Source organism: Lysinibacillus sp. Y5S-8, from assembly GCF_036894365.1.
In the GTDB taxonomy this organism is placed as follows: Bacteria; Bacillota; Bacilli; order Bacillales_A; family Planococcaceae; genus Lysinibacillus; species Lysinibacillus fusiformis_D.
In genome coordinates this window covers 2,355,200-2,382,143 of the sequence record NZ_CP145889.1, presented here as the reverse complement: position 1 = coordinate 2,382,143, position 26,944 = coordinate 2,355,200, and the positions used below count along the sequence as shown (strand labels likewise).

General features: G+C 38.0%; 25 protein-coding genes and 3 riboswitches. Of the genes, 6 read left to right on the top strand and 19 right to left on the bottom strand.

What is annotated here, in order from left to right; translation table 11 throughout:
* Positions 1-6 precede the first annotated feature (6 nt).
* The 6 genes from V6670_RS11575 to mmgD form a co-directional block, all read right to left on the bottom strand.
* A complete protein-coding gene (locus tag V6670_RS11575) occupies positions 7-1,071 on the bottom strand; it encodes an enoyl-CoA hydratase/isomerase family protein (protein WP_141904344.1) in 1,065 nt (354 codons plus the stop codon).
* A gap of 14 nt (positions 1,072-1,085) precedes the next feature.
* Positions 1,086-1,871, bottom strand: a complete 786-nt coding sequence (locus V6670_RS11570; RefSeq protein WP_338651174.1) for an enoyl-CoA hydratase-related protein — start codon at positions 1,869-1,871, stop codon at positions 1,086-1,088.
* Between the two features lie 16 nt (positions 1,872-1,887).
* Positions 1,888-3,555: an acyl-CoA dehydrogenase family protein gene (locus V6670_RS11565; RefSeq protein WP_338651173.1), complete on the bottom strand. Its 1,668-nt coding sequence runs from the start codon at positions 3,553-3,555 to the stop codon at positions 1,888-1,890.
* A gap of 44 nt (positions 3,556-3,599) precedes the next feature.
* Complete coding sequence (prpB, locus tag V6670_RS11560; protein ID WP_338651172.1) at positions 3,600-4,514, bottom strand: methylisocitrate lyase; 915 nt, start codon at positions 4,512-4,514, stop codon at positions 3,600-3,602.
* A 170-nt stretch (positions 4,515-4,684) separates the two neighbouring features.
* The gene (gene prpD, locus V6670_RS11555; RefSeq protein ID WP_338651170.1) at positions 4,685-6,118 is read right to left on the bottom strand and encodes a 2-methylcitrate dehydratase; all 1,434 of its coding nucleotides are present in this window, start codon (positions 6,116-6,118) and stop codon (positions 4,685-4,687) included.
* Between the two features lie 98 nt (positions 6,119-6,216).
* Entirely contained in the window at positions 6,217-7,338 is a 1,122-nt protein-coding gene (gene mmgD, locus V6670_RS11550; RefSeq protein ID WP_036126326.1) for a citrate synthase, read from the bottom strand.
* A 192-nt stretch (positions 7,339-7,530) separates the two neighbouring features.
* A riboswitch (cobalamin riboswitch) is annotated at positions 7,531-7,726 on the bottom strand.
* Between the two features lie 249 nt (positions 7,727-7,975).
* Between mmgD and V6670_RS11545 the strand changes: the two genes are divergently transcribed.
* A complete protein-coding gene (locus tag V6670_RS11545) occupies positions 7,976-8,461 on the top strand; it encodes an NUDIX hydrolase (protein ID WP_141904349.1) in 486 nt (161 codons plus the stop codon).
* Positions 8,462-8,516: 55 nt separating this feature from the next.
* Here the strand turns inward: V6670_RS11545 and V6670_RS11540 are convergent, their stop codons facing one another.
* The 9 genes from V6670_RS11540 to metE form a co-directional block, all read right to left on the bottom strand.
* Positions 8,517-8,798, bottom strand: coding sequence for a hypothetical protein (locus V6670_RS11540; protein ID WP_338651168.1), 282 nt, complete (start codon positions 8,796-8,798; stop codon positions 8,517-8,519).
* 9 nt (positions 8,799-8,807) lie between these two features.
* Positions 8,808-9,194, bottom strand: a complete 387-nt coding sequence (locus V6670_RS11535; protein ID WP_036126329.1) for a hypothetical protein — start codon at positions 9,192-9,194, stop codon at positions 8,808-8,810.
* Positions 9,195-9,207: 13 nt separating this feature from the next.
* Positions 9,208-9,573 (bottom strand): DUF2089 domain-containing protein, encoded by a 366-nt coding sequence (locus tag V6670_RS11530; protein ID WP_141904351.1) that lies wholly within the window; start codon positions 9,571-9,573, stop codon positions 9,208-9,210.
* Positions 9,574-9,852: 279 nt separating this feature from the next.
* Positions 9,853-10,653 carry a dipeptide/oligopeptide/nickel ABC transporter ATP-binding protein gene (locus tag V6670_RS11525; RefSeq protein ID WP_338651165.1) on the bottom strand — a complete coding sequence of 267 codons (801 nt, stop codon included), beginning with the start codon at positions 10,651-10,653 and terminating at the stop codon, positions 9,853-9,855.
* Positions 10,654-10,663: 10 nt separating this feature from the next.
* Positions 10,664-11,437, bottom strand: coding sequence for an ABC transporter ATP-binding protein (locus V6670_RS11520; protein ID WP_338651163.1), 774 nt, complete (start codon positions 11,435-11,437; stop codon positions 10,664-10,666).
* An 11-nt stretch (positions 11,438-11,448) separates the two neighbouring features.
* Complete coding sequence (locus tag V6670_RS11515; protein WP_338651161.1) at positions 11,449-12,261, bottom strand: ABC transporter permease subunit; 813 nt, start codon at positions 12,259-12,261, stop codon at positions 11,449-11,451.
* Between the two features lies 1 nt (position 12,262).
* Positions 12,263-13,216 (bottom strand): nickel ABC transporter permease, encoded by a 954-nt coding sequence (gene nikB, locus V6670_RS11510; RefSeq protein WP_338651159.1) that lies wholly within the window; start codon positions 13,214-13,216, stop codon positions 12,263-12,265.
* A 74-nt stretch (positions 13,217-13,290) separates the two neighbouring features.
* Positions 13,291-14,904: a nickel ABC transporter substrate-binding protein gene (nikA, locus tag V6670_RS11505; protein ID WP_338651158.1), complete on the bottom strand. Its 1,614-nt coding sequence runs from the start codon at positions 14,902-14,904 to the stop codon at positions 13,291-13,293.
* A 387-nt stretch (positions 14,905-15,291) separates the two neighbouring features.
* A riboswitch (cobalamin riboswitch) is annotated at positions 15,292-15,485 on the bottom strand.
* A gap of 170 nt (positions 15,486-15,655) precedes the next feature.
* Positions 15,656-17,953, bottom strand: coding sequence for a 5-methyltetrahydropteroyltriglutamate--homocysteine S-methyltransferase (metE, locus tag V6670_RS11500; protein ID WP_338651157.1), 2,298 nt, complete (start codon positions 17,951-17,953; stop codon positions 15,656-15,658).
* Positions 17,954-18,131: 178 nt separating this feature from the next.
* Positions 18,132-18,311, bottom strand: a riboswitch (cobalamin riboswitch).
* 557 nt (positions 18,312-18,868) lie between these two features.
* Here metE and V6670_RS11495 point away from each other — a divergent pair.
* Together V6670_RS11495 and V6670_RS11490 are read left to right on the top strand one after the other, a co-directional pair.
* On the top strand, positions 18,869-20,350 hold the full coding sequence (locus V6670_RS11495) for an Lsa family ABC-F type ribosomal protection protein (RefSeq protein ID WP_141904355.1): 1,482 nt from the start codon (positions 18,869-18,871) through the stop codon (positions 20,348-20,350).
* Positions 20,351-20,758: 408 nt separating this feature from the next.
* Positions 20,759-21,124, top strand: a complete 366-nt coding sequence (locus V6670_RS11490) for a hypothetical protein (protein WP_141904356.1) — start codon at positions 20,759-20,761, stop codon at positions 21,122-21,124.
* 233 nt (positions 21,125-21,357) lie between these two features.
* On the opposite strand, the gene V6670_RS11485 is transcribed toward V6670_RS11490, so the two are convergent.
* Positions 21,358-22,773 carry a PLP-dependent aminotransferase family protein gene (locus V6670_RS11485; RefSeq protein WP_141904357.1) on the bottom strand — a complete coding sequence of 472 codons (1,416 nt, stop codon included), beginning with the start codon at positions 22,771-22,773 and terminating at the stop codon, positions 21,358-21,360.
* Between the two features lie 168 nt (positions 22,774-22,941).
* Here V6670_RS11485 and V6670_RS11480 point away from each other — a divergent pair, with 168 nt between their 5' ends.
* Positions 22,942-23,559: an FMN-binding negative transcriptional regulator gene (locus V6670_RS11480; protein WP_338651155.1), complete on the top strand. Its 618-nt coding sequence runs from the start codon at positions 22,942-22,944 to the stop codon at positions 23,557-23,559.
* Positions 23,560-23,607: 48 nt separating this feature from the next.
* On the opposite strand, the gene V6670_RS11475 is transcribed toward V6670_RS11480, so the two are convergent.
* On the bottom strand, positions 23,608-24,126 hold the full coding sequence (locus V6670_RS11475) for a GNAT family N-acetyltransferase (protein WP_338651153.1): 519 nt from the start codon (positions 24,124-24,126) through the stop codon (positions 23,608-23,610).
* Between the two features lie 124 nt (positions 24,127-24,250).
* Between V6670_RS11475 and V6670_RS11470 the strand changes: the two genes are divergently transcribed.
* Positions 24,251-24,868 carry a YitT family protein gene (locus tag V6670_RS11470; RefSeq protein WP_338651151.1) on the top strand — a complete coding sequence of 206 codons (618 nt, stop codon included), beginning with the start codon at positions 24,251-24,253 and terminating at the stop codon, positions 24,866-24,868.
* Positions 24,869-24,934: 66 nt separating this feature from the next.
* Here the strand turns inward: V6670_RS11470 and V6670_RS11465 are convergent, their stop codons facing one another.
* Both V6670_RS11465 and V6670_RS11460 read right to left on the bottom strand, forming a co-directional pair.
* The gene (locus V6670_RS11465; protein ID WP_338651150.1) at positions 24,935-25,141 is read right to left on the bottom strand and encodes a hypothetical protein; all 207 of its coding nucleotides are present in this window, start codon (positions 25,139-25,141) and stop codon (positions 24,935-24,937) included.
* Between the two features lie 50 nt (positions 25,142-25,191).
* On the bottom strand, positions 25,192-25,527 hold the full coding sequence (locus tag V6670_RS11460) for a DUF4304 domain-containing protein (protein WP_338651148.1): 336 nt from the start codon (positions 25,525-25,527) through the stop codon (positions 25,192-25,194).
* A gap of 413 nt (positions 25,528-25,940) precedes the next feature.
* Here V6670_RS11460 and V6670_RS11455 point away from each other — a divergent pair, with 413 nt between their 5' ends.
* A complete protein-coding gene (locus V6670_RS11455; protein ID WP_141904361.1) occupies positions 25,941-26,855 on the top strand; it encodes an NlpC/P60 family protein in 915 nt (304 codons plus the stop codon).
* The last annotated feature ends 89 nt before the right edge of the window (positions 26,856-26,944 follow it).

Sequence of the window (26,944 nt, the reverse complement as noted above, 5' to 3'; positions counted from 1 at the left end):
TTGTTCTTACTTCTTTACGGTTTCACTACTATCTTGAAAGAATTTTTCAAGTATATCATCTGTAAAATCAGCGAATGTTTGATAGATATACCGCGGATTTCGGTCCTTATCAATGACGACAGACCTAACCCCTTCATAGAAATCCTCATGATTTAAAAAGTTTTTTGCCAAAATTAAATCAGTCGCAAAGCATTCTTCTACCGTTTTATGTTGAGCATCTATCAGCTGCTTTAATGTAATTTTTAAGGATGATGGAGATTTAGATAGAAGCAACTGCTTTGTTTCTTGTGCAAATTTGCTTGGGTCATTGTCTAAGGATTCGACTATCTTCTCCACTGTATGTTTTGAGAAATGTTGATCGATTTCATTTTGAAGACTGGCAAGCTCACTGTTTGCTGTTGGTGTACTTGAATAGTCCTCTATTAATTGCTTTAGAGCTGTGCTAGTCTCCACTGTATGCCAGTCCGTTTGTTCAATGCGTGTGAGGAATGCGTGTAAATGATCGCTCGTCATATAGCTATCTGCACCATTAGCAAAGAGAACATCCGCAGCTTGGATGATCGATGCTGTTAAAGCTAAGTAATATCCTACATAGCCAGGCGCTTTATTTAGAAAATAGGCAGCCCCAACATCAGGAAAGAAGCCAATATTCATTTCTGGCATAGCCCATTTTGTTCGCTCTGTAACAATTCGGTGGCTAGCCCCATACGTTAAACCAACCCCACCTCCCATGACAATGCCATCAAGGCAAGCAATGATAGGCTTTGGGTAGTGATAGATTGCCTTATCTATTTGATATTCTTCCTCAAAAAAGATTTCTGCATTTTGGAAAGCTTCCTGACTGGAGCGAGCTTTATAGAGTGTTTTAATATCACCCCCAGCACAAAAGCCCTTTTCGCCAGCGCCTCTTAGAATTATCAAGTGTATTTGATCATTCTCCTGCCATTCCTTTAGTTTCTCACCAATGGGCTTTAGCATTTCTATAGAAAGTGAGTTTAAAGCTTGAGGACGATTCAGCGTAATGCTTGCTGCGCCACCATCACTGACGGAAAATATTACTTCATTTGTCATAGTAGTTTCCTCCCTTACGAATGTTTAAAGTTGGGCTGTCTTTTGTCAATAAACGCTTGAACGCCTTCTCTAGCATCCGCTGTTAAAAATAACTCAGCAAAGCGTGTTCGTTCTAATTCCAGCCCTTTTTGGAGATGATCCTTCCCACCTTGAATTATACATTCAATTGTACGGGATACACTTGTCATACTTTTGCCCTCAACAAAAGACTGAGCAAGGGCTTTGGCAGTTGGCAGAAGCTCATCTGGCTCCGTCACCACTTGAATAATACCTAATTGTAGTGCTTCGTCAGCACTTAATTGCTTGCTTGTTAAAATTAATTGTAGAGCCTTTGCTTGCGTTGTTATTCTGCTCAGTCGTTGAGTGCCTCCGAATGTCGGCAGTAAGCCAAGCTTTAATTCTGGTAAACCAACAATGGCATTACTTGAAGCAATCCTGAAATGACAGCCTAACGCTAGCTCTAGTCCTCCTCCAAGGGCTGGCCCATTAATAGCAGCAATAACAGGCTTTTTCATGGCTTCAATTTCATCACATAGCGCTTGGCCTGCTTCAGCCATTTGTAATGCTCTATCCTGTTGCCCAAAGGCAGCAACAAATTCCTTTATATCTGCTCCCGCAGCAAAAAATCGTCCAGAGCCGGTCACAATGATGGCTCTCGTCTCTTCATCCTCAGCTAATTCTTTAAAAATGACACGAAGATCTTCAATAGAAGCTGATGACAACGTATTTGATGGTGGATGATTTAAATGAATAAGCGTGATGGAACCTTCTTTACTAACATTGGCAAATGTATCAACCATGATTTTTCCCTCCTGTTTATGACAATGAACTGATCGATTTTGGATTGTTGATAATCCCTCTTGCAATCTCTCGCTTTTTCATAAAGAGATTCTGATGGAGTGGGATGTTTAAGCGCTGAATATTATCTAGCCTTGTTTTTCGCTTTTGTTCATTTGTTTCAGCAGCACAAATAATGTCGATTGTACTTTTTTCTATTTTACGATAGCCTTCCTGACAAAGAATATCTGTCATCAAATGTTTCATATTGTCACATGCGTTCTTTTCCGTTCGCAGTAAAGAAGCTTCCATAACATAAATATCTTTTGCTATATCAGCTAGCAGACGCATATATTCCTGCTCTTGCTCCAATTGAATCTGTGCGTCAGCAATGACAGCGATGGCTATTTGCATTAAGTGCTTGGAAAGACGGATGTATTGCTGATTCTTTTCTGCTGGTTGATATGCTACTGGAGCATTTTCGGTAGAGATTGCTTGCGAATACTTCTTATATAATAGCTTCGCCATTGTTAAACGGTTGATTTCATTTGTTCCTTCAAAAATACGGCTAATTCTAGCGTCACGATATAAGCGTTCAACCTCGTAATCTTGCATATAGCCATAGCCACCATGGATTTGTACAGCTTCATCTACAATTTTCCCAAGCACTTCTGAGCAATTGACTTTATTGAGTGCACATTCGAGAGCGAAATCAGCTATTTTTTGAACCATTGACTCTTTACCCGTAACTTCCATCGCATCATCTATTTCTCCTGCTGTCCTGTATGCAGCACTTTCCGCCCCATAGATGGAGGTCGCCATATCCGCAAGTTTTTCCTGGATCATGGTAAAATTAACGATTGGCTGGTGAAATTGCTTCCGTTCCCTACCATACGTTACAGCTAACTGAAGTGCCTGCTTGGAAGTGCCAATGTTGGAGAAAGCTAGCTTTAGGCGTGCCATGTTCAATATATTCATCGCTACTTTATGGCCTTTTCCAACCTCGCCAAGAACATTTTCCCTCGGCACGACAACATCCTGTAAAATAAGCGTAGCTGTCGAGGATCCTTTAATGCCCATTTTCTCCTCTTCTTGTCCAATAGATACACCGCTAAATGTACGTTCTACAATGAATGCAGTCATGCCTTCACTCGTTTTCGCAAAAACAACAAAGAGATTTGCTAGCTGTGCATTGGTAATCCATTGCTTTTCACCATTTATTACCCATGCAGAGTCGTCCTCGTTTAAAATGGCATTTGTTTTGGGATGAAGTGCATCTGAGCCTGCGTCTGGCTCCGTCAGAGCGTAAGCGCCAATCCATTCACCTGAAGCCAGCTTTGGTAGGTATTTCAGCTTTTGGGACGCATCGCCAAAATAGACATAGGGCAATGTGCCGACTCCTGCGTGAATATTGTAAGATACACTAAATGAGCTGCCATAGCCCATTCTTTCTGCAACTAACCCGGAAATTTTTTTATTAAGTTCTAGCCCTCCATAGGCCTCGGGTATTTCGATGGCTAGTAAACCAAGATCACCAGCTTTTTGAAATAACCGCCGAGTGATGTCATATTGATGCTGCTCAATAGCTGCCATATTAGTGGCAACATCTTGTTTGATGAACAGCTCTGCGGTTTTTGCTATGAGCCCTTCTTCTTCCTGAAAGTCCTCAGGTGTAAAAATGGTCATTTTGTTTTCTAATTTATCCATGCTAGTCCTCCTTGAAAGAAAGAGGAGAAAAGTAAACTTTTCTCCTACTTTATTTCCTCTTTAGGTAAGATGGTTTTCGCCAGCTCACTATCTAAATCTTCAAATTTGTAATAGGAGATGGTTTCATATAATTCACTTCTTGTTTGCATATCCTCAATAGCTTCTTTTTGAGTCCCTGTCTTTTTTATTAAGCCAAACACTTGCTCATAGGCTTTGGCTGCTACTCTCATCGATGTAACGGGATATATAACCATCGAATAGCCCATTTTTTCAAATTCCTTAGCTGTATAATACGGTGTTTGTCCAAATTCAGTCATATTGGCTAATAACGGAGCATCTAGCTCACTAGCAAAATGTTTAAATTCTTTTTCTGTTTGGAGAGCCTCTGGAAAAATGGCATCTGCCCCAGCTGCCACATAAGCTTTAGCTCTTAAAATAGCCTGCTCTAAACCTTCTACAGACCTTGCGTCTGTGCGGGCAACAATTACTAACGTAGGAGCTATTTGTTTAATCATTCTTATTTTTTGTATCATTTCCTCTTGGGCAACGAGTGTTTTCCCATTCAAATGACCACATTTTTTTGGAAGATTTTGATCCTCTAGCTGTACAGCAGCTACTCCAGCCTCTACCATTTCACGAGCTGTGCGGGCAACATTTAAGACACCACCAAAGCCAGTATCGATATCCACTAGCAGCGGTAAATTAGTCGCACGAATAATTTCGTTCGCACGCTGGGCAACTTCATTTGAATAAATCATGCCTAAATCAGGTAAGCCTCTACTGGCAGTGTAGGCAGCGCCAGAAAGATATAATGCCTCAAAGCCAACTTTTTTAGCCATTAAGCCAGCCATTGCATCATGAGCTCCTGGGATTTGTAAAATCGTTGGACGAGTAATGAGTGTTCGAAATTGTTCAGCCAATTGTTTTTGTGTTATTGCTTCACTTACAATCCACGCCATCTATAAAAACCTCCTAATAATCAATGATGCCTCGGCATATTTACGTCCGGAAGCGGCTGTGATGCAGGTCAGTTAGCCGTTATCGCAAGGTTGGGAGGATTTTAGGCTAACATCCTTTATTAACTCCTTCCCGATTCGTGACATTCGAGGCTTTAACTTCCTGAAAGAAGTTAAACAAATAAATTAACAAATTCATGAACAGCACTATTTTCAAGAAGTGCTTGATCAGCACAAACTTCATTAATCTTGCTGTGTTGTTTTTGAGAATAATGGGTGCTAATGTTTTGCTGGAACTTATCGATGATTTGAGGGAATGCTTCCTCACGACGGAAACGGTGTCCTAAAGGATATTCACATTCAATAAGCTCAGATGATGTGCCATCTTTGTAATAAACTTGAACAGCATTGGCAATCGAACGTTTCTCAGGATCTAGGTAATCAATTGTATATTGGGGTTTTTCCACAACCACCATTTTATTTCTTAAATTATCGATACGTGGATCTGCAGCCACTTCATCTTCATAGTGGTCTGCTGTAATATCGCCATAGATAAGCCCTATTGCTGTAATGTATTGAAGACAGTGATCACGATCAGCTGGGTTATTAAGAGGTCCTTCCTTATCGATAATTCGTATAGCGGATTCATGGGTCGTAATTTGAATGCGTTCAATGTCCTGTAAACGATTTTTCACTTCATTGTGTAAATGAACGGCACATTCGGCAGCTGTTTGTGCATGGAATTCAGCTGGATAAGAAACTTTAAATAGAACATTTTCCATCACATAAGATGCTAGTGGTCTAGCAAGCTTTAATTCTTGCTTATTAAAGAGAACATCTTGGAAGCCCCAGCCAGGTGCAGATAAGGCCGTTGCATAGCCCATTTCGCCTTTCACAGCCATCATGGCTAAGTGTACTGCCCTGCTTGTTGCATCACCAGCAGCCCATGATTTTCTAGAACCCGTATTCGGTGCATGGCGATATGTTCGTAGGCTCGAATTATCAATCCAAGCATTTGATAAGGCGTTGACAATTTCCTGATGAGTGCCACCTAATGCCTTTGTCACAACAGCTGTTGTCGCAATTTTGACAAACAGTACATGGTCTAACCCAACACGATTTAAGCTATTTTCTAATGCGAGAATACCTTGTATTTCATGGGCCTGTATCATCATTTCTAATACGTCTTTCATTTTAAGTGGCTCTTTCCCTTCAGCAACACGCACGCGACTCAAATAATCAGCCACAGCTAATATGCCCCCTAAATTATCAGAAGGGTGTCCCCATTCAGCCGCAAGCCAAGTGTCGTTGTAATCCAGCCAACGAATCATACAACCGATATTAAAGGCACCTTTTACAGGATCAAGAACATAGGAAGTGCCTGGAACTCGTGTACCATTGGGAACGACTGTGCCTGGTACTACTGGGCCAAGAAGTTTCGTGCATTCAGGATATTGTAAGGCCAAAATGCCACACCCTAATGTATCTAATAATACATAGCGTGCTGTTTCGTATGCTTCTTCACTTGTAATAGTTGTATTTACTACGTAATCCGCAATATCTGTAAGTAATTGATCTGTCTTAGATATGTCATTTGTTTTAATCATCTATATCTTCCTTTCAAGGCATGAATTTGATATACTAGTATGCTGATAGGCATTGGTCAGAATGCCCATCAGCTCTATGGCGAGTTGTTAAAACTTGATTATACCGACAATTCTTCAAGGTTATGACGCTCGCCAATATAATGGACACGAGGTCTAAATAATCGGTTATTGTCATGCTGCTCAATGACATGAGCACATAAGCCAATCGTTCGTGAGCCAAAAAAGATAGGTGTATAGATTTCAATTGGCAAGCCAAGCATGTAGTATACTGGTGCTGCATAATAATCTAAATTTGGGTACAAGCTCTTTTCTTGTGCCATCACCTTCTCACCAGCTTCACACATGTGATATAAGCGATCATCCCCTTGTGCCAAACATAATTTATGCAAAGCCTCTTTCATAATTTGTGCTCTTGGGTCCATCTTTTTCATATAAACACGGTGACCAAAGCCCATAATCTTTTCTTTATTTTGCAGTTTATTTTTCAGCAAGGCTTCAAAGCCTGCTACTGTTTTGGCTTCTAGAAGCATGTACATGACTGCCTCGTTGGCCCCTCCATGTAAATTTCCTTTCAATGATGCGACAGCTCCAGTTAAAGCACCGTACAAATCAGATTGTGTAGAGGCAATAACACGAGCTGTAAACGTCGAATTTGGCATCTCATGCTCACTATATAAAACGAGAGACTGATCAAAAATTTCTTCTTCTAACGCCGTTGGTTTTCTGCCAGTAATCATGTAATAAAAATTGGCGCTATAGGAAAGCTGACTATCTGGCTCCACAACATCTTGTCCGTTTAAGACACGATAGCTATTGGCTACGATGTTAGGCATACCGCCTAAAAGTCTATAAGCTCGCGTCAAGTTCATTTCAGTAGAACGATCATTGATGTGCTGATCAAAGCCTGCTAAAACAGAAATTCCAGTTCTCAGTCCATCCATGGCATGTGTTTCATTAGGCAAGAGCTTGAAAATTTGGAAGATCTCTTGTGGAACCTGATAATGTGCTTTTAATTTGTCCTGTAAGTCAGCCTGTTGCTCGGCAGTAGGAATTTCGCCATGCAGTAGTAGGTAGACAATGTCTAAATACGAATATCTTTGTGATAATTCAATCAAGTCATAGCCTCGAATAACAATTTGACTTCCTACAGTGTCTAAAAAAGATAATTTTGTTTCAGCAGCAATGACCCCATCAAGACCTGGTGAATAAGTTAACTCCATTCAATGACAGCCCCTTTGTTTAATTATTCTTGTAAGCGTTACCATTCAAACACGAAAGAACAACAAAAAAACAACTTCTACCCCTTTTTAGAAGTTGTTAATCTACAAAAGCATGACAGACCAAATAACAGTGAATTTACAGGAATTCACAAAAATCATGCAGTAGCTAACACCTCCCTATCCTCGTAGGTCAATTGATGCTTATTTTGTGGCAGGTCTCCTGACTTATAATCAACACTTCAATAACACCTTCCCATTTTGACAAACAAAACAGTGGCCTTGTTATCGAGCTCCTAAATACAGTTGCGGGACAGTGTTGGACTCTCACCAACTTCCCTTTTAATCAAATGGAATGAACTCCATTTGAACCACCAAAATTTAGCATATTCAATTTGTCTATTTACCTTAACATAGAGTTTTCAAAACAATCAATATAGGTAAAATTCAGAAAAGACTGATTATAAAAAGCTATTTTTCATTTTTGATTGACTATTCTGCATTTTTGAGCATTATTTTGTACAAAAAAAGATTGTTCATCTATACCAATAAATCCATTTTCAAGGATTACAAGTAAAATAGAGGTCTTTATAATAAGAAAGGCGAATAGTTTTTTTATAATAATAGAGGAGGAGCACATATGGGCTATATTTCAGAATTAAGGAAATACATCGGCAGTAGACCGATTATCAGTATCGGGGCGACAATTCTTGTAGTCAACGATGATAAGAAAATTCTCTTTCAACATCGTTCAGATACGTTCGATTGGGGATTACCTGGTGGCTCAATGGAACTGAATGAAACGCTAGAAGAAGCTGCTACTCGTGAACTTCATGAAGAAACAGGACTGGTAGCGAATGAATTGGACCTGATTGGTGTTTTTTCTGGGCCTGATTATTATTTTCAATATCCAAATGGGGATGAAATCTATACAGTTATTCATCTTTATAGTGCGAAAAATGTCAGTGGTGTATTAGAGGTGAGGGATGGTGAGAGTTTGAATCTTACCTATTTCAGTAAAAATGAGCTACCAGATCATCTTGAGAAAAGAACAAAAACACTCTTAGACAATCTAGAGGACAAATTGTGGAATTTAGATAGTTCTTTTGCAAAGGATTCTCTTTAAATAACAAAGAGCATGCTTTTTATGAAAACATGCTCTCATCTTAACTATTAGGTTATTACAGTCTAATCTTAACCTCTGTACCGTCTTGTGCCTTGACATCTACTAGCACGAGCCCTTTATAATTTTGTAGTTCCTTGATAATAGGCTTGAGCATTTCTTTGTCAATGAATGGAAAGGAAAAGTCGATTTTTTTTCTGTCGAAGTATGCCTTTGTCCATTTGTTGACACTTTGCTGAATCCATTTTGAAGTCAAAATGGAAAGAACAATGGTTAGCACAGCATATGGAACAGGAACGGTAAAGCGAACGTCTTTTGCTTTCACTTTTACATGCATCATAAGCCGCCTCTACTCAATGAAAACTGAAACGGTATCTCCGTTTGCCGATTTTATGTCCACAATTTGTCCATCTAATTCATTTTCGATGGCTTCAAGAAGAAGATTGATGTCGATATCTTTCACGTATTTTTCCGATTGCGGAATACTCGCAGCGATACTGTGTCCAGCCATTAACACAGCCTTGACAAGTTTTATAGGCAAATTCACAGTGACATTATCATTTTCAGTGGACACCACACGAACCTTTAACGTTTTATCTAAATACTTCGTTTTTTCCAGAAATTTGTTACCTGACTCCTCTTTCTCTTGTAACACTTGAATCAGCTCTGACCCTTTATCAGCATCAATTTTCCCCTCTTGAATCATGGTTAACACTTTAGTAATTTCCTCTTTCATGTAGCATTCCTCCCTATTCGTCTTTTAAGAGTTTTATGGCCTCATCCGTTGTGATTTCGCCATTTTCCAACATGCTTACAATTTTTTTCTCGTCTACTTCATTTTTCTTCTTTTGGACATAGCCAAGGGATGAGATAATGTCATTTAGCTTGCCTCGCACAGTTGGGTACGAAATGCCCAGTTCCTTTTCTACTTCCTTAATATTCCCTCGACATGTTAAAAATACTTCCACAAAATGAAGCTGATCCTGTGATAAGGATGCTAGCTTCGACAATTCAAATTCATTTTCAATCGTAGTTTGACAATGAGAACACTGTAACTTCGTAATTTTCAATGTTTTACTGCAGACAGGACAATTTGTGATTACTTGATAAGCCATAGTGAACTCCTTCCTTTAAGTTAAATTGATTATATACCAAATAATTTAAAAAAGTAAATAATAAAATTAATTTATTCAATGAAAATATTAATAAAGTTAATTTTTTAATTAATATTATTAATAAAAAGAAAAACGCCATTCTAATGCAAAATGGCGTTTCTTTAATAGATGTCTCTTACTAATGTTTGGAGCAAATGAGGTAATCCAACTGGCCCCTATCATTACCTTTCCCCAGCCCATACCTCCATGACCATTGTATACGTGTTTTCTATATTATTATCATTTCGTTTTATGTTTTCTTTCTCGCGGGTGTGAAGGCAAAATAGCATGATATAATTGTTGTGAAGCGGGATGCTGATATGCTCCATCCTTGCCAATCTCCTCCACTAGCCGACCATGCTGCATGACAAGGATACGGTCTGACATAAAACGTGTTGCCTGTAAATCATGCGAAATGAAAATGTAAGCAAGCTGTCGCTCTTTTTGAAGTGTTTGTAGTAACTGTATAATCTTCTTCTGTAAAATCATATCAAGACTGCTAATCGCTTCATCTAAAACAATTAATTTTGGCTTTAGCGCAAGAGCTCTAGCGATGTTGACTCGTTGCTGTTGTCCCCCACTAAGCTGCGAAGGATAGTTTTGAGCCATTGCCCTCTCTAACTCTACACAGTCTAGTAATTCCCTTACTTTATGTTGTCGCTCTGTTTTGCTAAAATGCTCGAAATTCAGAAACGGTTCTTCGAGTATTTCAAAAATCGTCTGCTTCGGATTAAATGAATGATAGCTATTTTGAAAAACTGCCTGTAAATCTCTACGTATTCTTTTTTTATGCTTGCTTGGTGCTTCGTATAAATTAACACCTTGAAAGAGCAACTCCCCGTTTGTTGGTCGTTCGATTCCTAAAATAATACGACCTAATGTGCTTTTTCCTGAACCACTTTGACCGACTATTCCTAGACATTCCCCCTCCTGAAGTGAGAATGACACCTTCTGTAATATGGGAACTTCCTGCTTACGCTGGAATAGAAATGGTCTTTGAGCATAATGCATATCAATATTTTTCACGTCTAGCAGCGTCATTTTTTCACCTCTAAAATAGCATTCTTGCTTGTAATAGTTTCTTTGTATAGGCATGCTGAGGTGTATCAAAGAAATCATAGACATTCGTTTGCTCAATGATTTCTCCTTGATACATAACAGCCACATCGTCAGCTAGTTCAGCAATAACACCTAAATCATGTGTAACAAGAAGTATGGCAGCTTCTGTTTCTACGCGAATACGATCAAATAGTGTTAATACTTGTTTTTGATTGATCGTATCAAGAGCTGTCGTTGGTTCATCAGCAATATAGAGGGAGGCTTGTAGCGCCAATGATAAGGCAATCATCACTCGCTGTAGCATGCCACCACTCAACTGAAAAGGATAATAGTGTAAAAGCTGCTCTGGATTTGGTAAATGCACTTTTTGTAAGGCATCAAGAGCTATTTGTCTCATTTCTTTTTTGGTCAGCTTAAAGTGTGCCTTTAATGTTTCTCTGAAATGGCTTTCAATCGTTTGGATACGATCGAAGGCAGCGGATGGATTTTGCAAAATCATCGAAAGATGCCGCCCACGATATGCTCTTAATTTAGTAGCTGAAACATTCATTAAATTTTCCTGCTGATAAAGAACTTCCCCTTGTGTCACCTGTGCGATAGACGGTAATGTTTGCATGATGGCATGGCAAAGCATGGTCTTGCCACTACCACTTTCTCCTATGATTCCTAAGACACGCCCTTTATAGGCTGTCAGATTGATAGTGGATAATACATTTTTCTCCCCAATTTTGACGTTTAAATCTTTCACTTCTAAAACCTTCTCCATAACTTCCCCCTTCACGAATCAAACTTCTTTAAACGATTGGCTAAATGATTAAACAATAACACCACTAGGACAATGGCAAGCCCAGGATAAAGCATTAAATCGGGATGCTGACGGATATATTGTTTCCCTTCATTTACCATCATGCCCCATTCTGGAATCGGCGCCTGCACGCCCAGACCTATAAAAGAAAAGCCAGCGATTTCTAAAATGACTTTCCCGATATCTAATGCCACAATTGTGACAATAGCTGGCAGTATGTTAGGGATATAATGGCGAATGATTAATTTAATGCCTGTAGTGCCAGTAACCCTAGCAGCTTGAATAAAGTCTTTTTCATTCATCCCAATACATAAACTTCGAACCATTCTGGAGTAATAAATAAGCTGTGTAAAAATAAGGGCTATTAAAACATTTTTTAAGCTAGGACCTAATACACCTAAAAGTCCAAATGCAAGTACCAGTGTCGGAAAAGCTAATAAAACATCACATATTCGAATAAATAGCACATCGATTATACCTCTTTTCAACGCTACAAAGGCACCAAGTAGGACAGCTAAAACAATAGCAACGACTTGAATGAAGAGTGCGGATCCTAATGAATAGCGAATACCTAAAAGCATGCGAGAAAAGACGCATCTTCCTAAGTGATCTGTACCGAATGGGTAATCCCAGGAAGGGGCTAAAAATTTCTTAGTTATATCGACGGCTAACGGATCATGTGGCATTAAAATGGGTGCAAACAATCCCAGTAAAACAATGATTACAAGGAGGGATAAGCTAAATAACCCTAGAATAGGATCTCTTTTTTTTCGTAATCGCTTCATGTCAATCGCTCCTGTCCTTCATCATCAGATGAGGGTCCAATAGACGATGTAATACATCTGTGCATAGATTGGTCAACACATAGATCACAGCAATAATCAATACATAGCATTGTACAACGGGGTAATCCCTGTTCGTAATGGATTCGATTAAATATCTACCGAGTCCTGGCCAACTAAAAACTTGCTCCACAATTACAGCTCCACCTAGTAAACTACCGAGCGTCATACCTAATAAGGAAGTCAAAGGTACGGCAGCATTTCGTAACACATGACGTATGAGGATTACAGAATTTTTTAATCCTCTTAGCTGCGCATATTGAACATATTGCTGCTGTAATTCTTCCTGGATAGTGGAACGAATAAACTGGACGAACAGACCAATGGTTGGCAATGCTAGTGCGAAGGCTGGTAAAACTAAATGAGCGAGTGTGCCCTTTCCGTTTGTCGGAAAGAGCCCTAATTTTAAGCTAAATAGATAGAGCAGTAGGAAACCTAACCAAAATGTTGGAATGGATACGCTCAATATGCTAAAGAATCTAATGATTTTATCGATGATGGCATACTTAGACAATGCACTCATAATCCCTAATGGTATACTGAATACTAAAATGAGGACAAATGCGGCAAGAGCTAATTCAATGGTTGCAGGTAATTTCGCGAATAGCTCATGTGCTACTGGTAGTTTACTCACAAAGGATGTACCAAAATCTAGCTGTAAAACGCCTTTTCCCCATAGTAAATATTGAAGAACGAAAGGTTTGTCCGTCCCTAGTTCTTCACGTAATGCCTGAACAGCTTCCTCGGTTGGAGCAACTCTTGCCAATCGTAGGATGACCTCAGCAGGCTCTATCGGTACAAAACGAATAAATACAAAGGTTAGGATGGAAACTCCTAGTAAGACAAACGGCAAAGTCAAAATTCTTTTTAAACAAAACATCCATGTCGATTCATACATGCTGTCACTTCCTACTCACTCCTATGATAAAGAGAGAGCTGTCTTTGCAAGACATACTCTCTCTTTTATTTTTATTACTCTTTATCCATTTGTGCATAGGGAATATCATATTCAGATGCACGTGGAGCAAAATCCTTCATATACGGTTGATAAATTACATTATTTGTTTCGTAAGAGATAGGATAGAAAAGTGCTTGATCATGGAATATGGATAAAATATCCGTGTAAAGCTGCACTCGTTCCTCTTCATCTGTTCCCACTAATAATTGATGGATTTTCGTATCGATGTCTGTGGCGTTAGGTAAGCCTAATTTTGCCTCATAAACACCACTAGCATTTGGCGTAGCTGACTCATTTGCAAAGCTATGTGGATCGGTTGGTGGTCCGTTTGTACGCCAGAAATTAATATCCACCTGATCATCCATTAATTTTTGAAGACCGACCATCACATCTGCACCTTCTAAGTTCAACTGTACCCCTATTTTTGCTAGTTCACCTTGCATTAATTCCGCCATTGGCTTTTGGATTGCATCTGTTGCGATGTAGATTAAATCTAATGATAATGGTTGCCCGTTTTTCGAACGAATTTTTTCGCCCTTCTGTAACGTCCACCCTGCCTCATCTAGTAGTTGCTGCGCTTTTTCAGGATTATATAAGATTGGTGCTAACTCTATATTGGCATAAGGAATGGCATCCCAAAATAATGTGTTAGCCACTTTTTCTGTACCATGTGTAATACTGTCAACCATTTGTTCCTTATTGATAGCATATTGAATGGCCTGACGAACCTTTAATTCGGCTAACGGACCCGACTGAGTATTGAAGAGTAACGCTTTCGTAGACAAAGGCTCAGAGGTAGCGGTTTTGTATTTACTGCTATCTTTTAAATACGTATAGTTATCTAAACTAATGATGCCACGACCATAAATTAAATCTAATTCCTCGTTTTCAAATGCTAATGAAATCGATTCTGAATCTGGGATAATTTTAACTTTAATTTGTTCTACGAGAGGCTTTTCTCCCCAATAGTTTTCGTTGCGACTAAATAAAGCATATTCATCTTTTTTGTACTCGGTTAATACCCATGGACCTGTTCCAATAGGTGCCTTGATCGAATCTTGTGTCGCATCTCCGGCTGGGAATCCATTATCCCCTAAAAAACGGAATGGTCTTACAAAGGCAAGCTCGTTTAAGACAGGATAATAAGGTTCATCTAATTGCAAGCGAATTGTAAAATCATCCACTTTCACAACCTCTTTCATATGGTTGACCATACCCATCCAAGAATGCATGTCCCGATCCGCTAATACTGCATTGAAATTACGAATCACATTATCTGCATTAAACGCAGTTCCGTCTGAATACTTAACATCTTTTCTTAAATGAAAAGTATAAGTAGTTTTATCTTCTGATATGTCCCAGCTTTCAGCTAGCTTTGGGCTAACAGTTCCATCGTCGTTGTATTCCACCAAGGATTCATAGACCATCGCTTGTGCGGTCATTTGATTGGGTAAATATGTATGGGGGTTCAAAGGGCCGACATCTAATGGCCACCCAATTGTTATCATTTTTTCATTTGTTTGCTGTGTTCCTGTCTCTCCCTTTTCTTGATCTGTGCTTGTACAACCAGCAAGTACGCTGAAAGTTAACACAAGGATGAAGGGAAGTACATACTTAGTCAATCTCATTTTCTGTCTCCTATCTCTATTCGTGGTACAAATGAATCTACTTATAGATAGATGGAAAGAAGGTATCAACAATGCGTTCAAATTTTTCGAGCTAACGAGTAGAAGTTGATCTGCATTGTGCTAACACCTTTTCAAAGTTTGTGATATCCGCTAGAGGCTTTAGACACACCGACATTGCCATAGGACGTGGTGCTTTTTGACGTTCAGAGGGCATTTAAACAGCCATTGACTATTTATCTTCTTCTATAGAAAAAGAAGTCTTCTGTATGTGCCACTACCAAAACATTTGCTGAATCAAACTAAAAAAACCTTATTCTAAAAAAGAATAAGGACAGAAAAACTTACAATGAGTAAGCCTCCATCCATCTCCCTATCTTTCGTAGATCATCAATGAATCTCCTTACAAGCAGGCATTCTGGCTCATGAATCATGATTTTGCTTCACCTTCCCAAGTAATCACTCAGTGGTATTTGAAACAAAACTCCTCATTTACAGCTGCGGGACAGCATGGGATTTACACCCATTTTCCTTTTAATTGAATGAAAGTCTTTTTCACTCAAACTTGTAATGATCGCTATGAAATTCGTTATAAACATAACATGCTCGATTGTTCACGTCAATTTTATTTTCTGAATATAATAAAAATCTTAAAAGAATGAAACAACAAAAGACCAGGTCCCTTTTTTCCTGGTCTTTGTTGTATTTCGGAGAGAAGATGTAGTAGTTGTAGTAGATTTATAAAATGATGTCGTTATCTCGAGATAGATTGTTGTACTTCCTGGCGTAATGTTTTCGTTGCAGCAACCATATTAGCCAAAGCCGCAACAGTTTCAGTTTCTTTTCTTGTTTTTAAACCACAATCTGGGTTCACCCAAAATTGATGGCGATCTAACACCTGTAAACTATCTCTCATAATAGTTAGCATTTCTTCCTTGCTTGGCACACGAGGACTATGAATATCATAAACGCCTAAGCCAATGCCCTTTTGATAAGGTTGCCCTTGCAGTGATGTAATGAGCTCCCCGTGACTTCTTGATGTTTCAATGGAAATCACGTCTGCATCAAGTGCACTAATCGGTTCGATGAAATCGTTAAATTCGCAGTAGCACATATGTGTATGGATTTGTGTTTCATCTTTGACACTAGCTGTAGCCAGCTTAAAGGAATTAACAGCCCATTCTAAGTAAGCTCCCCATTCTTCTTTTCGTAGCGGTAAACCTTCTCTTAGAGCTGGCTCATCCACTTGAATAATTGAAATACCTGCGTTTTCTAGTGCCTCAACCTCTTTGCGAAGTGCTAATGCAATTTGATAAGCGACATCTTTACGTGACAGATCGTCTCGCACAAAGGACCAATTTAATATCGTCACTGGTCCTGTCAGCATACCTTTTACAAAGCGCTTTGTTAAGCTTTGAGCATAGGCTGACTCTTTTACAGTTATTGCTGACGACCACGCAACATCTCCATAAATGATCGGTGGCTTGACACAGCGCGAGCCATAGGAAACGACCCAAGCTTTTTTTGTAAAGGCAAAGCCAGTCAGCTTTTCACCAAAGTATTCAACCATGTCTGTACGCTCAAATTCACCGTGAACGAGTACATCGATATCTAGTTCCTCTTGTATCGTAATCCAGCGTTTTGTTTCCTGCTCTATAAATGCTTCGTAGGCTTCATTCGATAATTGTTTTTTACGCCAAGCATTACGATTCCTTTTCACCTCATCAGATTGTGGGAAGCTTCCGATTGTCGTTGTTGGAAATAGCGGTAACGCTAACGCTTGCTGCTGCATCTTTTGACGCTGAGCAAATTCACTATGTCGTTCAAAATCTTGCGTTGTCACAGTTTGAACTGCTTGATGGATCAACTTGTTTTGACGGATTGGATGGTTTTTTAGAGCCTCAATTGCCTTCATACTTTCAGAAAAATTATGCTGTAAGATACCCTCTGTATCTCGTCTACATTTAGTTAGCTCCGTGATTTCTACAATCTTTTCATCTGCGAAGGCTAAGGCATGCTTCAGAACAGGGTCAATCTCATTTTCAAGAGCAGTTGTGATCGGTACATGTTGTAGATTGCTGGATGGTTGAATCCATAGCTCTGATGCATTACTTAAATGCTCAATTGCCTGAATTGTAGCATTGACCTCCGCTAAGTTGGAACGCCAAATATCACGTCCATTAACAACCCCGACTGCCAATACTTTGTCCTGAGGGAAACCATATTGACGAAGTGACTCCATATTTCCTTTATAGCCATGAACAAAGTCTAGGCCAAATCCTTCTACAGGCAATGTAATCAATGTTTCATAGCCGCATAATGCTTCAAAATAAGTTTGCAGCATGATTTTCGCTTCTGGAACGGCAACGGCTAACTGGTCGTAAATCTCTTGCACAAGCTTGATGTCTGCTGGATCAAGGGTTGTGACAAGTGATGGCTCTTCTAGTTGAATCCAATTTGCACCTGCCTCCACTAATTCTTTTAATACTTGCGTATAGAGCGGTATTAGAGCTAATAAGTATTCAACCTGTGTGAATTTGCTATAGCCTTTTGTTAACTTGCAGAATGTATAGGGACCAATCAATGTTGGCTTTGCAATAATACCGTACGTTTCTTTCGCCTCTATGAAATCGGCCAACACTTTATTTTCTGTTAGTTTCAAGGCCTGTCCCTCGTATTCAGGAACAATATAGTGATAGTTTGTATTAAACCATTTTGTCATCTCACTAGCTACAGCTGTTTTATTCCCTCTTGCTACGCTGTAGTAGGTAGATAAATCTACTTTCCCTCCCTGCCAGTTAAAGCGTTTTGGGATGAGACCAAACATTAATGCTGTATCTAACATTCTATCGTAATACGTAAAATCGCCAACTGTCACCATGTCGATGCCAAGCTGTAGCTGCTTGTCAATTCTAGCTAAACGGATTTTCTTTAAACTATCCTCAAAATCCTCTTCAGAAAGCTCGTTGCGCCAAAATGCTTCTAATGCTTTTTTCCATTCGCGATCTTCCCCGATATACGGGTAACCAATGAGTGTGCTTGTATAGGTCATTTTTATATCTCCTTTTCAGAAAAAAATAAAAAGCCATTTTCCAAGGAGGAGAATGGCTGCTAGTTAAAATTTTTAATGCTAAAACAATACGAAAAAAGTATCTACTTTCGCATAAATCATTTGTTATCGCACAGTGCCGATTTGGTCACTTTTCACCACCTATTTCCACGTAGGTATTTGGTGTGTACTAGAAATTGGCAGGTCTCCTGGCTTCTCATCAACACGCCTCACAGCCTTCCCGGTTTCCCAGTGGCCTTTGTGATTTGCTCCGAATAACAGTTGCGGGACAGCGTCGGATTTGCACCGACTTCCCTTTTAAGCCAAACTTTCATTTGGCACCAATTCTTACACATTATTCAATTATGCTCCTACTATAACATATCTTTCAGAATAGTAGAAATAATTTTTATACGATTATCTAAATTATTTCTATATTTATTGTCGGAATTGGTTTAAGAAGACAAGGCTACATTGTATTCCATAAAAAAATTTGTTACTATAAAAATACAATTATGAGAGGACTGATGAATGGACGATGATGAACTAATCTATATTTTTATTTGAAATGAATCACTTCAAACGACAAAATATAGGATTAGTCTATCCATTTTTAATAATCAGTTTGCGTTTATTTGTCATGATGCCATTGACAAATAAAGTTTATTCAGTGAGAGACTAATCCTTCCAATATCCAATTGGGGGGATTTTTTCTTGCTCTCATAGTTTATTCTGTATCTTTCATCTACCTAATAAAGGAGAGAAAAAATGAGCGATTCTGATACTATTGTGACGCATGTGATGCTCCGTATAAGTCGTTAGCATCCATCAACTTATACGGAGAGATTTAGCATCGATGGATGTACCGACTTTGTATAAAAAAAGAAAAATGATTTGCTATACAAAGGAGGAATTATCATGTCAATGATACAAGTACAAGACTTAACGTTTTCTTACCCAAGCAGCTTTGATCATATTTTTGAGGGTGTCAACTTTCAGATCGATACAGATTGGAAACTTGGATTTATCGGTAGGAATGGTCGTGGGAAGACAACATTTTTTAATTTGCTATTAGGGAATTATGAGTATAGTGGGAACATCATTTCTTCAGTAGAATTTACTTATTTCCCCTATCCTGTTTCAGACCCAAACAAATATACGTACGAAATTTTTGAAGAAATTTGCCCTCAGGCAGAAGATTGGGAATATATTCGTGAAATAGCCTATCTAGATGTCGATGCTGAGGTCATGTATCGCCCTTTTCAAACATTATCTAATGGAGAGCAAACAAAGGTGTTGCTTGCAGCGCTCTTTTTAACAGAGGGACAGTTTCTATTAATTGATGAGCCAACCAATCATCTCGATACAGATGCACGAAAGACGGTCTCTGATTATCTACGCAAGAAAAAAGGATTTATTTTAATTTCGCATGACAGAGCCTTTTTAGATGGCTGTGTTGATCATATTTTATCGATCAATAGAGCCAATATTGATGTTCAAAGTGGTAATTACTCAACTTGGAAGTTAAATTTTGATCGACAGCAGGAACATGAAGAAGCAACTAATCAACGTCTGCAAAAAGATATCGACCGTTTAACGCAGTCTTCCAAGCGTTCGGTAGGTTGGTCTAATCAAGTGGAGGCTTCCAAAAATGGAACTACGAATTCGGGTTCTAAGCTGGATAAAGGCTTTGTTGGACATAAAGCAGCCAAGATGATGAAGCGAGCAAAGAACTTGGAATCTAGGCAGCAAAAAGCGATTGATGAAAAATCAAAACTGCTAAAAAATGTTGAAAAAACGGAATCTTTAAAAGTACAACCATTAGCATTTCCATCAAAAGACATGGTTGTTGTAACGGATGTATCGATTCAGTACGATGACAACTTTGTGAATCAGCCTATTAGCTTCAAGGTGACGCAAGGTGATCGTATTGTTCTCGATGGCAAAAATGGAAGCGGAAAAAGTAGTATCCTACAGCTGCTTCTTGGCAAGCCTATACAGCATACAGGCTCTATACATTTAGCTGCTGGCCTTATTATCTCCTATGTTCAACAGGATACTGCTCATTTGAAGGGATCGTTATCGGATTTTATTGAAGAGCATGCTATAGATGAGACGTTATTTAAATCTATTCTGCGGAAGATGGACTTTGAGCGAATTCAATTTGATAAAGACATCTCACATTATTCAGGTGGGCAAAAGAAAAAGCTGTTGATTGCCAAAAGTTTGTGCGAAAGAGCACATCTCTATATTTGGGATGAACCCTTAAATTTTATTGATATTTATTCGCGCATGCAGATTGAAGAGCTTATTAAAAGTTTTAACCCTACAATGATTTTTGTGGAGCATGACCAAGCCTTTCAACAAACCGTGGCAACGAAAACAATATCTTTGTCATAAAGGAATCATTTAGAGAAGAGTCCATTTTCAAAATGGATTCTTCTTTTTAATGATATTGAAACCAAGTGACACCTTTATAAGCTATCAGCTGCAAAAGAAAGACGGCATATGGACCGTAATAAATAAAGCAAGTAAGCCAGGTAAGAAAATGCAGCATCAATTACCCTAGTATATATAAAGAAGAATGGGAAATTTAATTTTTCCCATTCTTCTTCTTTTGTTAAATAATTTTATAATTAACATTCTTTCTATCATCCCATTTGTGGGAAACTCCTTAATGGCTAAATCTTATTATCTTTATCGTTTGCATGGGTCCATTCCACATTATTGAAGGAAAATATTAAGCATTAAAATTTTTCTGAAAGAGTGTTATGATCAGAAAGGATTTATGATTGATGGAGGATTTAAATGAAGGTTGATTTTGAAGAATTATTACATGGTGTTTTTTCATCTTTGCATGCGATAGAAGGCGTAAAGTCTGTCGATTGCATTCTTGAAGTTTTAAAAGATCGAATTGTTTTTCCGGAGATTACTATTTTAATACTGAATGCTAGGTTTGAATTGATCTATTTGTTTAATGAACAGAAAGTAGTGTTTAAAACGTTAAGAGAAGCTTCGATTGATTCAAATTATATAGAAGAAATCAATTTAATTAATCAGCATTGTAGTTCCATTGAAGGTATTCTAAATGATTTTATTAACACAGATACACTTAAGAATTATTCTTTAAGCCTTCTTTCCTTAAAGTATAAAGAGAAAATTCCGAATAGTTAATATTGTGACAAAGATAGCGTTATGAAAAATGGAATTTGGTAAGAGTTTCTTCTACCAAACTCCATTTTTTAACTCGCCAAGTCTTACAATTTCTGTTGAAATAAGATGGTTTGTGCAATGCCAATAAAATATGCTGATTCCGCAATAATATGATTTAACACAACTTTTGCTGTTACATGCATAAGTCCCTCTCCACTTCCACTGATCTATAGAAATAGAGCTTTCAAAGACAGTCACAACATGCTAGGGCTATCAAACCATGCATTTTTTAATAGCTTAATCCCCTTGTCAATCTCTTCTACCTCTAAATTTGCAAATCCAAGCAAAACTTTTGCATGCTGTATGACGGAAGGATTGGCGTAAAAAATAGAGGTTGGGTATACTTTTACACCTGCCAGTTTTGCTGTTTCAATTAGTTCTTCTTCAGACATTTTATTATTTGGTTCGAGTAGAATATGTAAGCCACTACTAGCCCCATGTATTTTCACGTTATCCCCTAATATTTGATGAATGGACTTTAGTAAAGCCTCATATCTTCTTTTATAGCCATTCCGTGTTTTATTCAAATGTCTCTCCCAATGCCCACTTTCCATAAATAACTGTAAGGTATGCTGATGAAGTCTCGATACAGTTTGAACATAGTAGTTGTTGTTATTAAATAAAAGGGTTAATTCCCTTGGTAAAACCATATAGCTTAGCTTGATGGAAGGAATCAATGATTTTGAAAAGGTGCCCATATAGATGACGCGGTCATTCGAATCTAATCCTTGTAGAGCAGGTATAGGTTTACCTGCATATCGAAACTCACCATCATAATCATCCTCAATAATATAAGCATTTTCATCTTTTGCCCATTCTAATAATGCTAGTCTTCTTGAAATCGGCATAACCGTTCCAATGGGGAATTGATGGGAAGGAGTGACATAAACAGCCTTGACCCTACTTTTTCTTAACTGTTCGATATGAATGCCTTGTTCATCGAGAGGAATGGGCTTCATCTTTATACCATGATCCTCAAACAAGTAACGAACGCGATAATACCCTGGATCTTCCATAGCAAAAAGCTCGTTTCTTCCAATTAAATTACATACGATGCCCATTAGAAATTGCAGACCTGCACCAATGACAATTTGGTCTCCTTGGCATTGAACCCCTCTTGCTTCATAAAGATAGCTTGCGATGTAATTCCTTAATTCAAGCTCCCCTTGCGGATCTCCATATAAAAGCAGATGAGCCTGCTCTTCATTCAGGCTTTGCAGTGTTAATGTACGCCATATTTTATAGGGGAAATCTTTTAAATTGATATCTCCATAATTAAAGTTGTACTTAATTGAAGATAGCTGTTGTTCCTGCGGAGTCGCTAACTGCGGTTCAAAATGATTAGAACTTGTTTGAAAATAGCCCCTTTCGAGTTCTACAACATAAAGCCCCTCTCGTTCTTTACTAATTACATAGCCCTCTGCAAGGAGCTGCTGGTAAGCTGCATCAACCGTGTTGCGACTAATCTGTAAATGTTTAGCTAAGCTGCGTTGAGACGGCAATTTGGTTTGAGCTAAAATATTTCCATTTTGAATTTCAGCTTTTATATAGCTGTATAACTGAAGATAAAGTGGTTCTTCATTATTCAAGTTGGGTGTCATTTCGAGCATGGCTTATTGGCTCCTTTGAAAATAGCTTTGCTGGCACTTTTAAGAGGTACCAGTGATTGATTATAATAAAATCTACATTGTAGAGGAGAAAATGTAAAGACGTGTGATCACAATAGTTTGTTTATTTAAAAAGCTCACAATGATTTGATGATATAAGGAGAGATTTGTATGTATATTCCAAAGTATTATAAAATAACGGATTTTGAAGAAATCAAAGATTTTATTCAAAACAATTCCTTTGCGACAATTGTTTCAATTCGAAAAGGTAAACCAATAGCAGCTCATATCCCTGTACTGCTAAATAAAATTCAGGATGACTATTACCTGACAGGTCATTTAGCTTATGGAAATCCTTTATGGAAGACTTTTGAGGACGTGAATGATCTTCTCGTCATATTTAATGGGCCTCATGCCTATATTTCTTCCTCTTGGTATGAGCATGAAGATGTGCCAACTTGGAATTATCAAGCTGTCCATGTATACGGAAAAGCAAGCCTTATGGAAGGAAAAGAGTTAGAGCAAGATTTGACTAGCTTACTAGAAAAATATGAGAAATTCCGAGAAAACCCTGTTTTGTGGGATAAACTATCGCCTGAGCTTTTACAGCAAGAAATAAAAGGGATTAAAGGATTTAAAATAAAGATAGACGAAGTGCAGGCTGCCTATAAATTAAGTCAAAATCGTAATGCTAATGATTATGCCAATATTATTAGCGAGCTTTATAAAGAACAACAACCTCAAGCTGATGCATTGGTCGAAGCCATGAAGAAAAATAGAAATGACTAATAAAAATGGTAGAAATGTTGTTTTATCAACGTTTCTGCCATTATCACTTTATTCGAGCGTTTTGGTCATGATGAGATCAATTTGTTCTTCATCCCCCATATAAAAAGAATGAGCACCTGTTTGAACAAAGCCAAGTTTCTTATAAAAACTGATAGCATGGTCATTTTTCTCCCAAACGCCTAGCCAAATGCTTATTTTGTTATGTGCAATAGCTATTTCCATTGCTTTATTGATGAGGTATTTACCAAGCCCTTTGCCTTGAAATTTATGTCGAATATAAATTCTCTCCACCTCGAGTGATTCATCCCCCATTTGTTCGGATTGTGCCTCATTGACATTTACTTTTAAATAGCCAGCTACTTCTTCATCATCATAGATAAAATAGAAGGCTGAATCGACATTGGTCAATTCCTGCTCTAGCTGATGATCATGAAATGCACGCTCTAAATAAGCTTTCATATTATCAGGCGAGTTTTGGTCTTTAAACGTGTCATTGAATGTTTCGATGCTTATTTCTTGAAGCTTTTTTAAGTTTGCTAGACTACATTCCTCTAATTTAACGGTCATTGCTTCCACTCCCTTATCGTGAACTCTTTCTAGATTTTATATTGCAAATGCAATAAAAAGAGTATATAGTCAATTTAACGTAATTTTATTGTATTTGCAATAAAAATGAAAAGAGGGCTTTCGTTTGAAATATATCTTTTATGTAGTAGGCATTTTCATTTTAACGCTAGGTATTTCTCTAACAATTCATTCCAACCTTGGGACTTCCCCTTTTGATGCGGTTTTAGTCGGATTGTCTAATCATGTAGGTCTAACTGTAGGAAGCTGGGAAATCATTTTGGCTATCCTATTAGTCGGTAGTAATTCCATATTAGCTAGACAAAAGCCTGAAATAGTAGGGCTGATCACAGCATTTATCACAGGTATAGGAATTGATATGTGGTTACTGCTATTAAATGATTTAGCAATACTATGGTATAATCAGGTGGTTTATTTTGGCATAGGGCTAGTTGTGACAGGATTAGGAACGGCAACCTATTTACATACAAATTTTGCGCCAATTCCTGTAGACCGACTAACCTTAATTATAAAAGAGCAAACAAACAAATCGATTTTTTTCTCAAGAACGGTTATTTACCTCTTTTTCTTAGTGTTGGCGATGTTGTGTAAAGGACCAATCGGTGTCGGTACATTATTAACGGTTTGCTTAGGTGGCTTTATCCTGCATTTCTTTATGCCCATTACTGGAAGAATACTAGATACTATACTGAATACGACCGTAAATGATCAAAATGAAAGCTAAAATAGAAAACCGGCTATTCGATGAAGAAGGAGTTCTAGTTTTGTGATAGCTACTCTTCATCAAGTTTCACTCCAAATTGATTGAAGATAGCCTTATATTTTTTTCGAAAATAGCCCATCGCTGTTCAGTTCCATCCTTTTTCTGCAATTCATGGTAATAACGCTTAGCTGCTGTTACATCATCAGCTTGCAATAACAAATGAAAGCTCTCTTCACCTAGATGTAAAAATGGGCCAGACGTGTAATAGTCTATAATGGATCTGGCATTAGTCATCGATTCAAAGAAATGAGGAGCCTCTTTCATCCCACGAAGTAGCATTTTTCTTAGACTATCCATATTCGCAGTAGGATGGATGGAAAATCGAGATCAGGTATACCTTCGACAATTGATTCAATTCTTGCTCGGAAGTGACATTCTGCTTCTTTTGGTGCTGTCAGAATCTCTTTCGATTGAATGTGTGCCAACTCGGTTGCGTAAATACCGCAATTCATATAAAACATGACATTATTAGCTGTATTACCAGCGGATTTTTGGAAATTGAACATATAGATAAGATTTTCGGTTGTTTTATAGAAATTCAAACTTTTCTTGTTGTAGCCAAGCATCGAAAGGAATGGCTTGATGTTCTGTTTTATTAACTTATTAAAAATCTGCTGCAATAGAATCCCTCCCATCAGGTTATTAAGTAATGAGGTTCACAGGTTAATTTCATTTCCTGTTAAAATGATGTCCCTCTCTTTGAATGGATTTTTCACCTCTTGATTATCGACTAATTCTTCCCAAATCATTTGTCATAATTCTATGTTTTTATATTTTGTTCAATGGTTTTTGGTTTTTTAATATAGATGAAATATATAAAATAGCACTTATATCCCTATACATCCAATAATTTCATATATTTTTGGTAAAATTACCCGTGATTATTGCAGAAGTTTTACACAGTTAAAATTAAGGTTTCAATTTAGCCGTTTAGGGGTAATCGGTAATATTATTGAAAAATAACTCTTGTCTCTTTCATGCTATTCTTACTTTAGTTCAAAAGCGAAAGTTTTTTGAAAGGAGTAAGATTTAATTGAAGAAAAAATGGTTACTACCCATTTTCGCCTCATTTATGTTCTTCACAGGCATAGGTGTTCATGAAGCGAAAGCGGCAACAATAGCAGATATAACAAATACAGCAAAAGCATATATAGGTGTACCTTATCAATATGGGGGCACAAATATTAAGACAGGTGTGGATTGCTCCGCATTTACACAAATTGTTTTTTCAAAGCTAGGGATTTCACTAGAACGTACATCCAAAGCTCAATATCAGCAAGGTACTTCGATTGCTAAAGATCAATTGAAGACTGGTGATCTAGTATTTTTTAATACTTCGGGAAGTGGTATCTCCCATGTCGGCATATACATAGGTGACAGCAGTTTTATTTCAGCTACTACAAGTTCTGGTGTTAAAATTGATAACATCAATGACCCTCATTACTGGGGATCTCGTTACGTAGGGGCAAAACGCGTGGCGAACTTCACTGAAAATGAGTTTGGAGAAGTAAAAGATGCTGAAATCGACTTTAGCGTTTATGCTTCACGTGGAGAAGTAGCTCTTAAACTGGCTAAGCAATTACAATTAGATACTAGTAGCACCAATTCAAGTTTTCCTGATGTAAAACCATCGTCTAAATATGCGGGTGCTGCTGAGGCACTTAAAAAAATCGGCGTTTTTACGGGGGATGAAAATGGCAAATTCAATCCAGGTTCTCCTATGACACGCGGTCAATTATCGAAAGTTTTAGTGGAAGCATTTCATTTAAAACAACAAGGAGCGGCAGAACAATTTGTCGATGTTCCAAGTGCTCATTGGGCAAACAATTATGTATCCATCCTCGCTTCCAATAAAGTTACAGTTGGTAAAGGTGACAATGTATTTGGGGTGAATGACAATGTTACACTCGTACAATTAGATGCTTTTATCCAACGATTAGCTCAATAACTAACTTCAAAGAGGTGTTTCATCTATGGATGAGACGCCTTTTTTGTTCTTTAGCTCCCCCACCTCCAAAGCCCGCACTAATTATACTC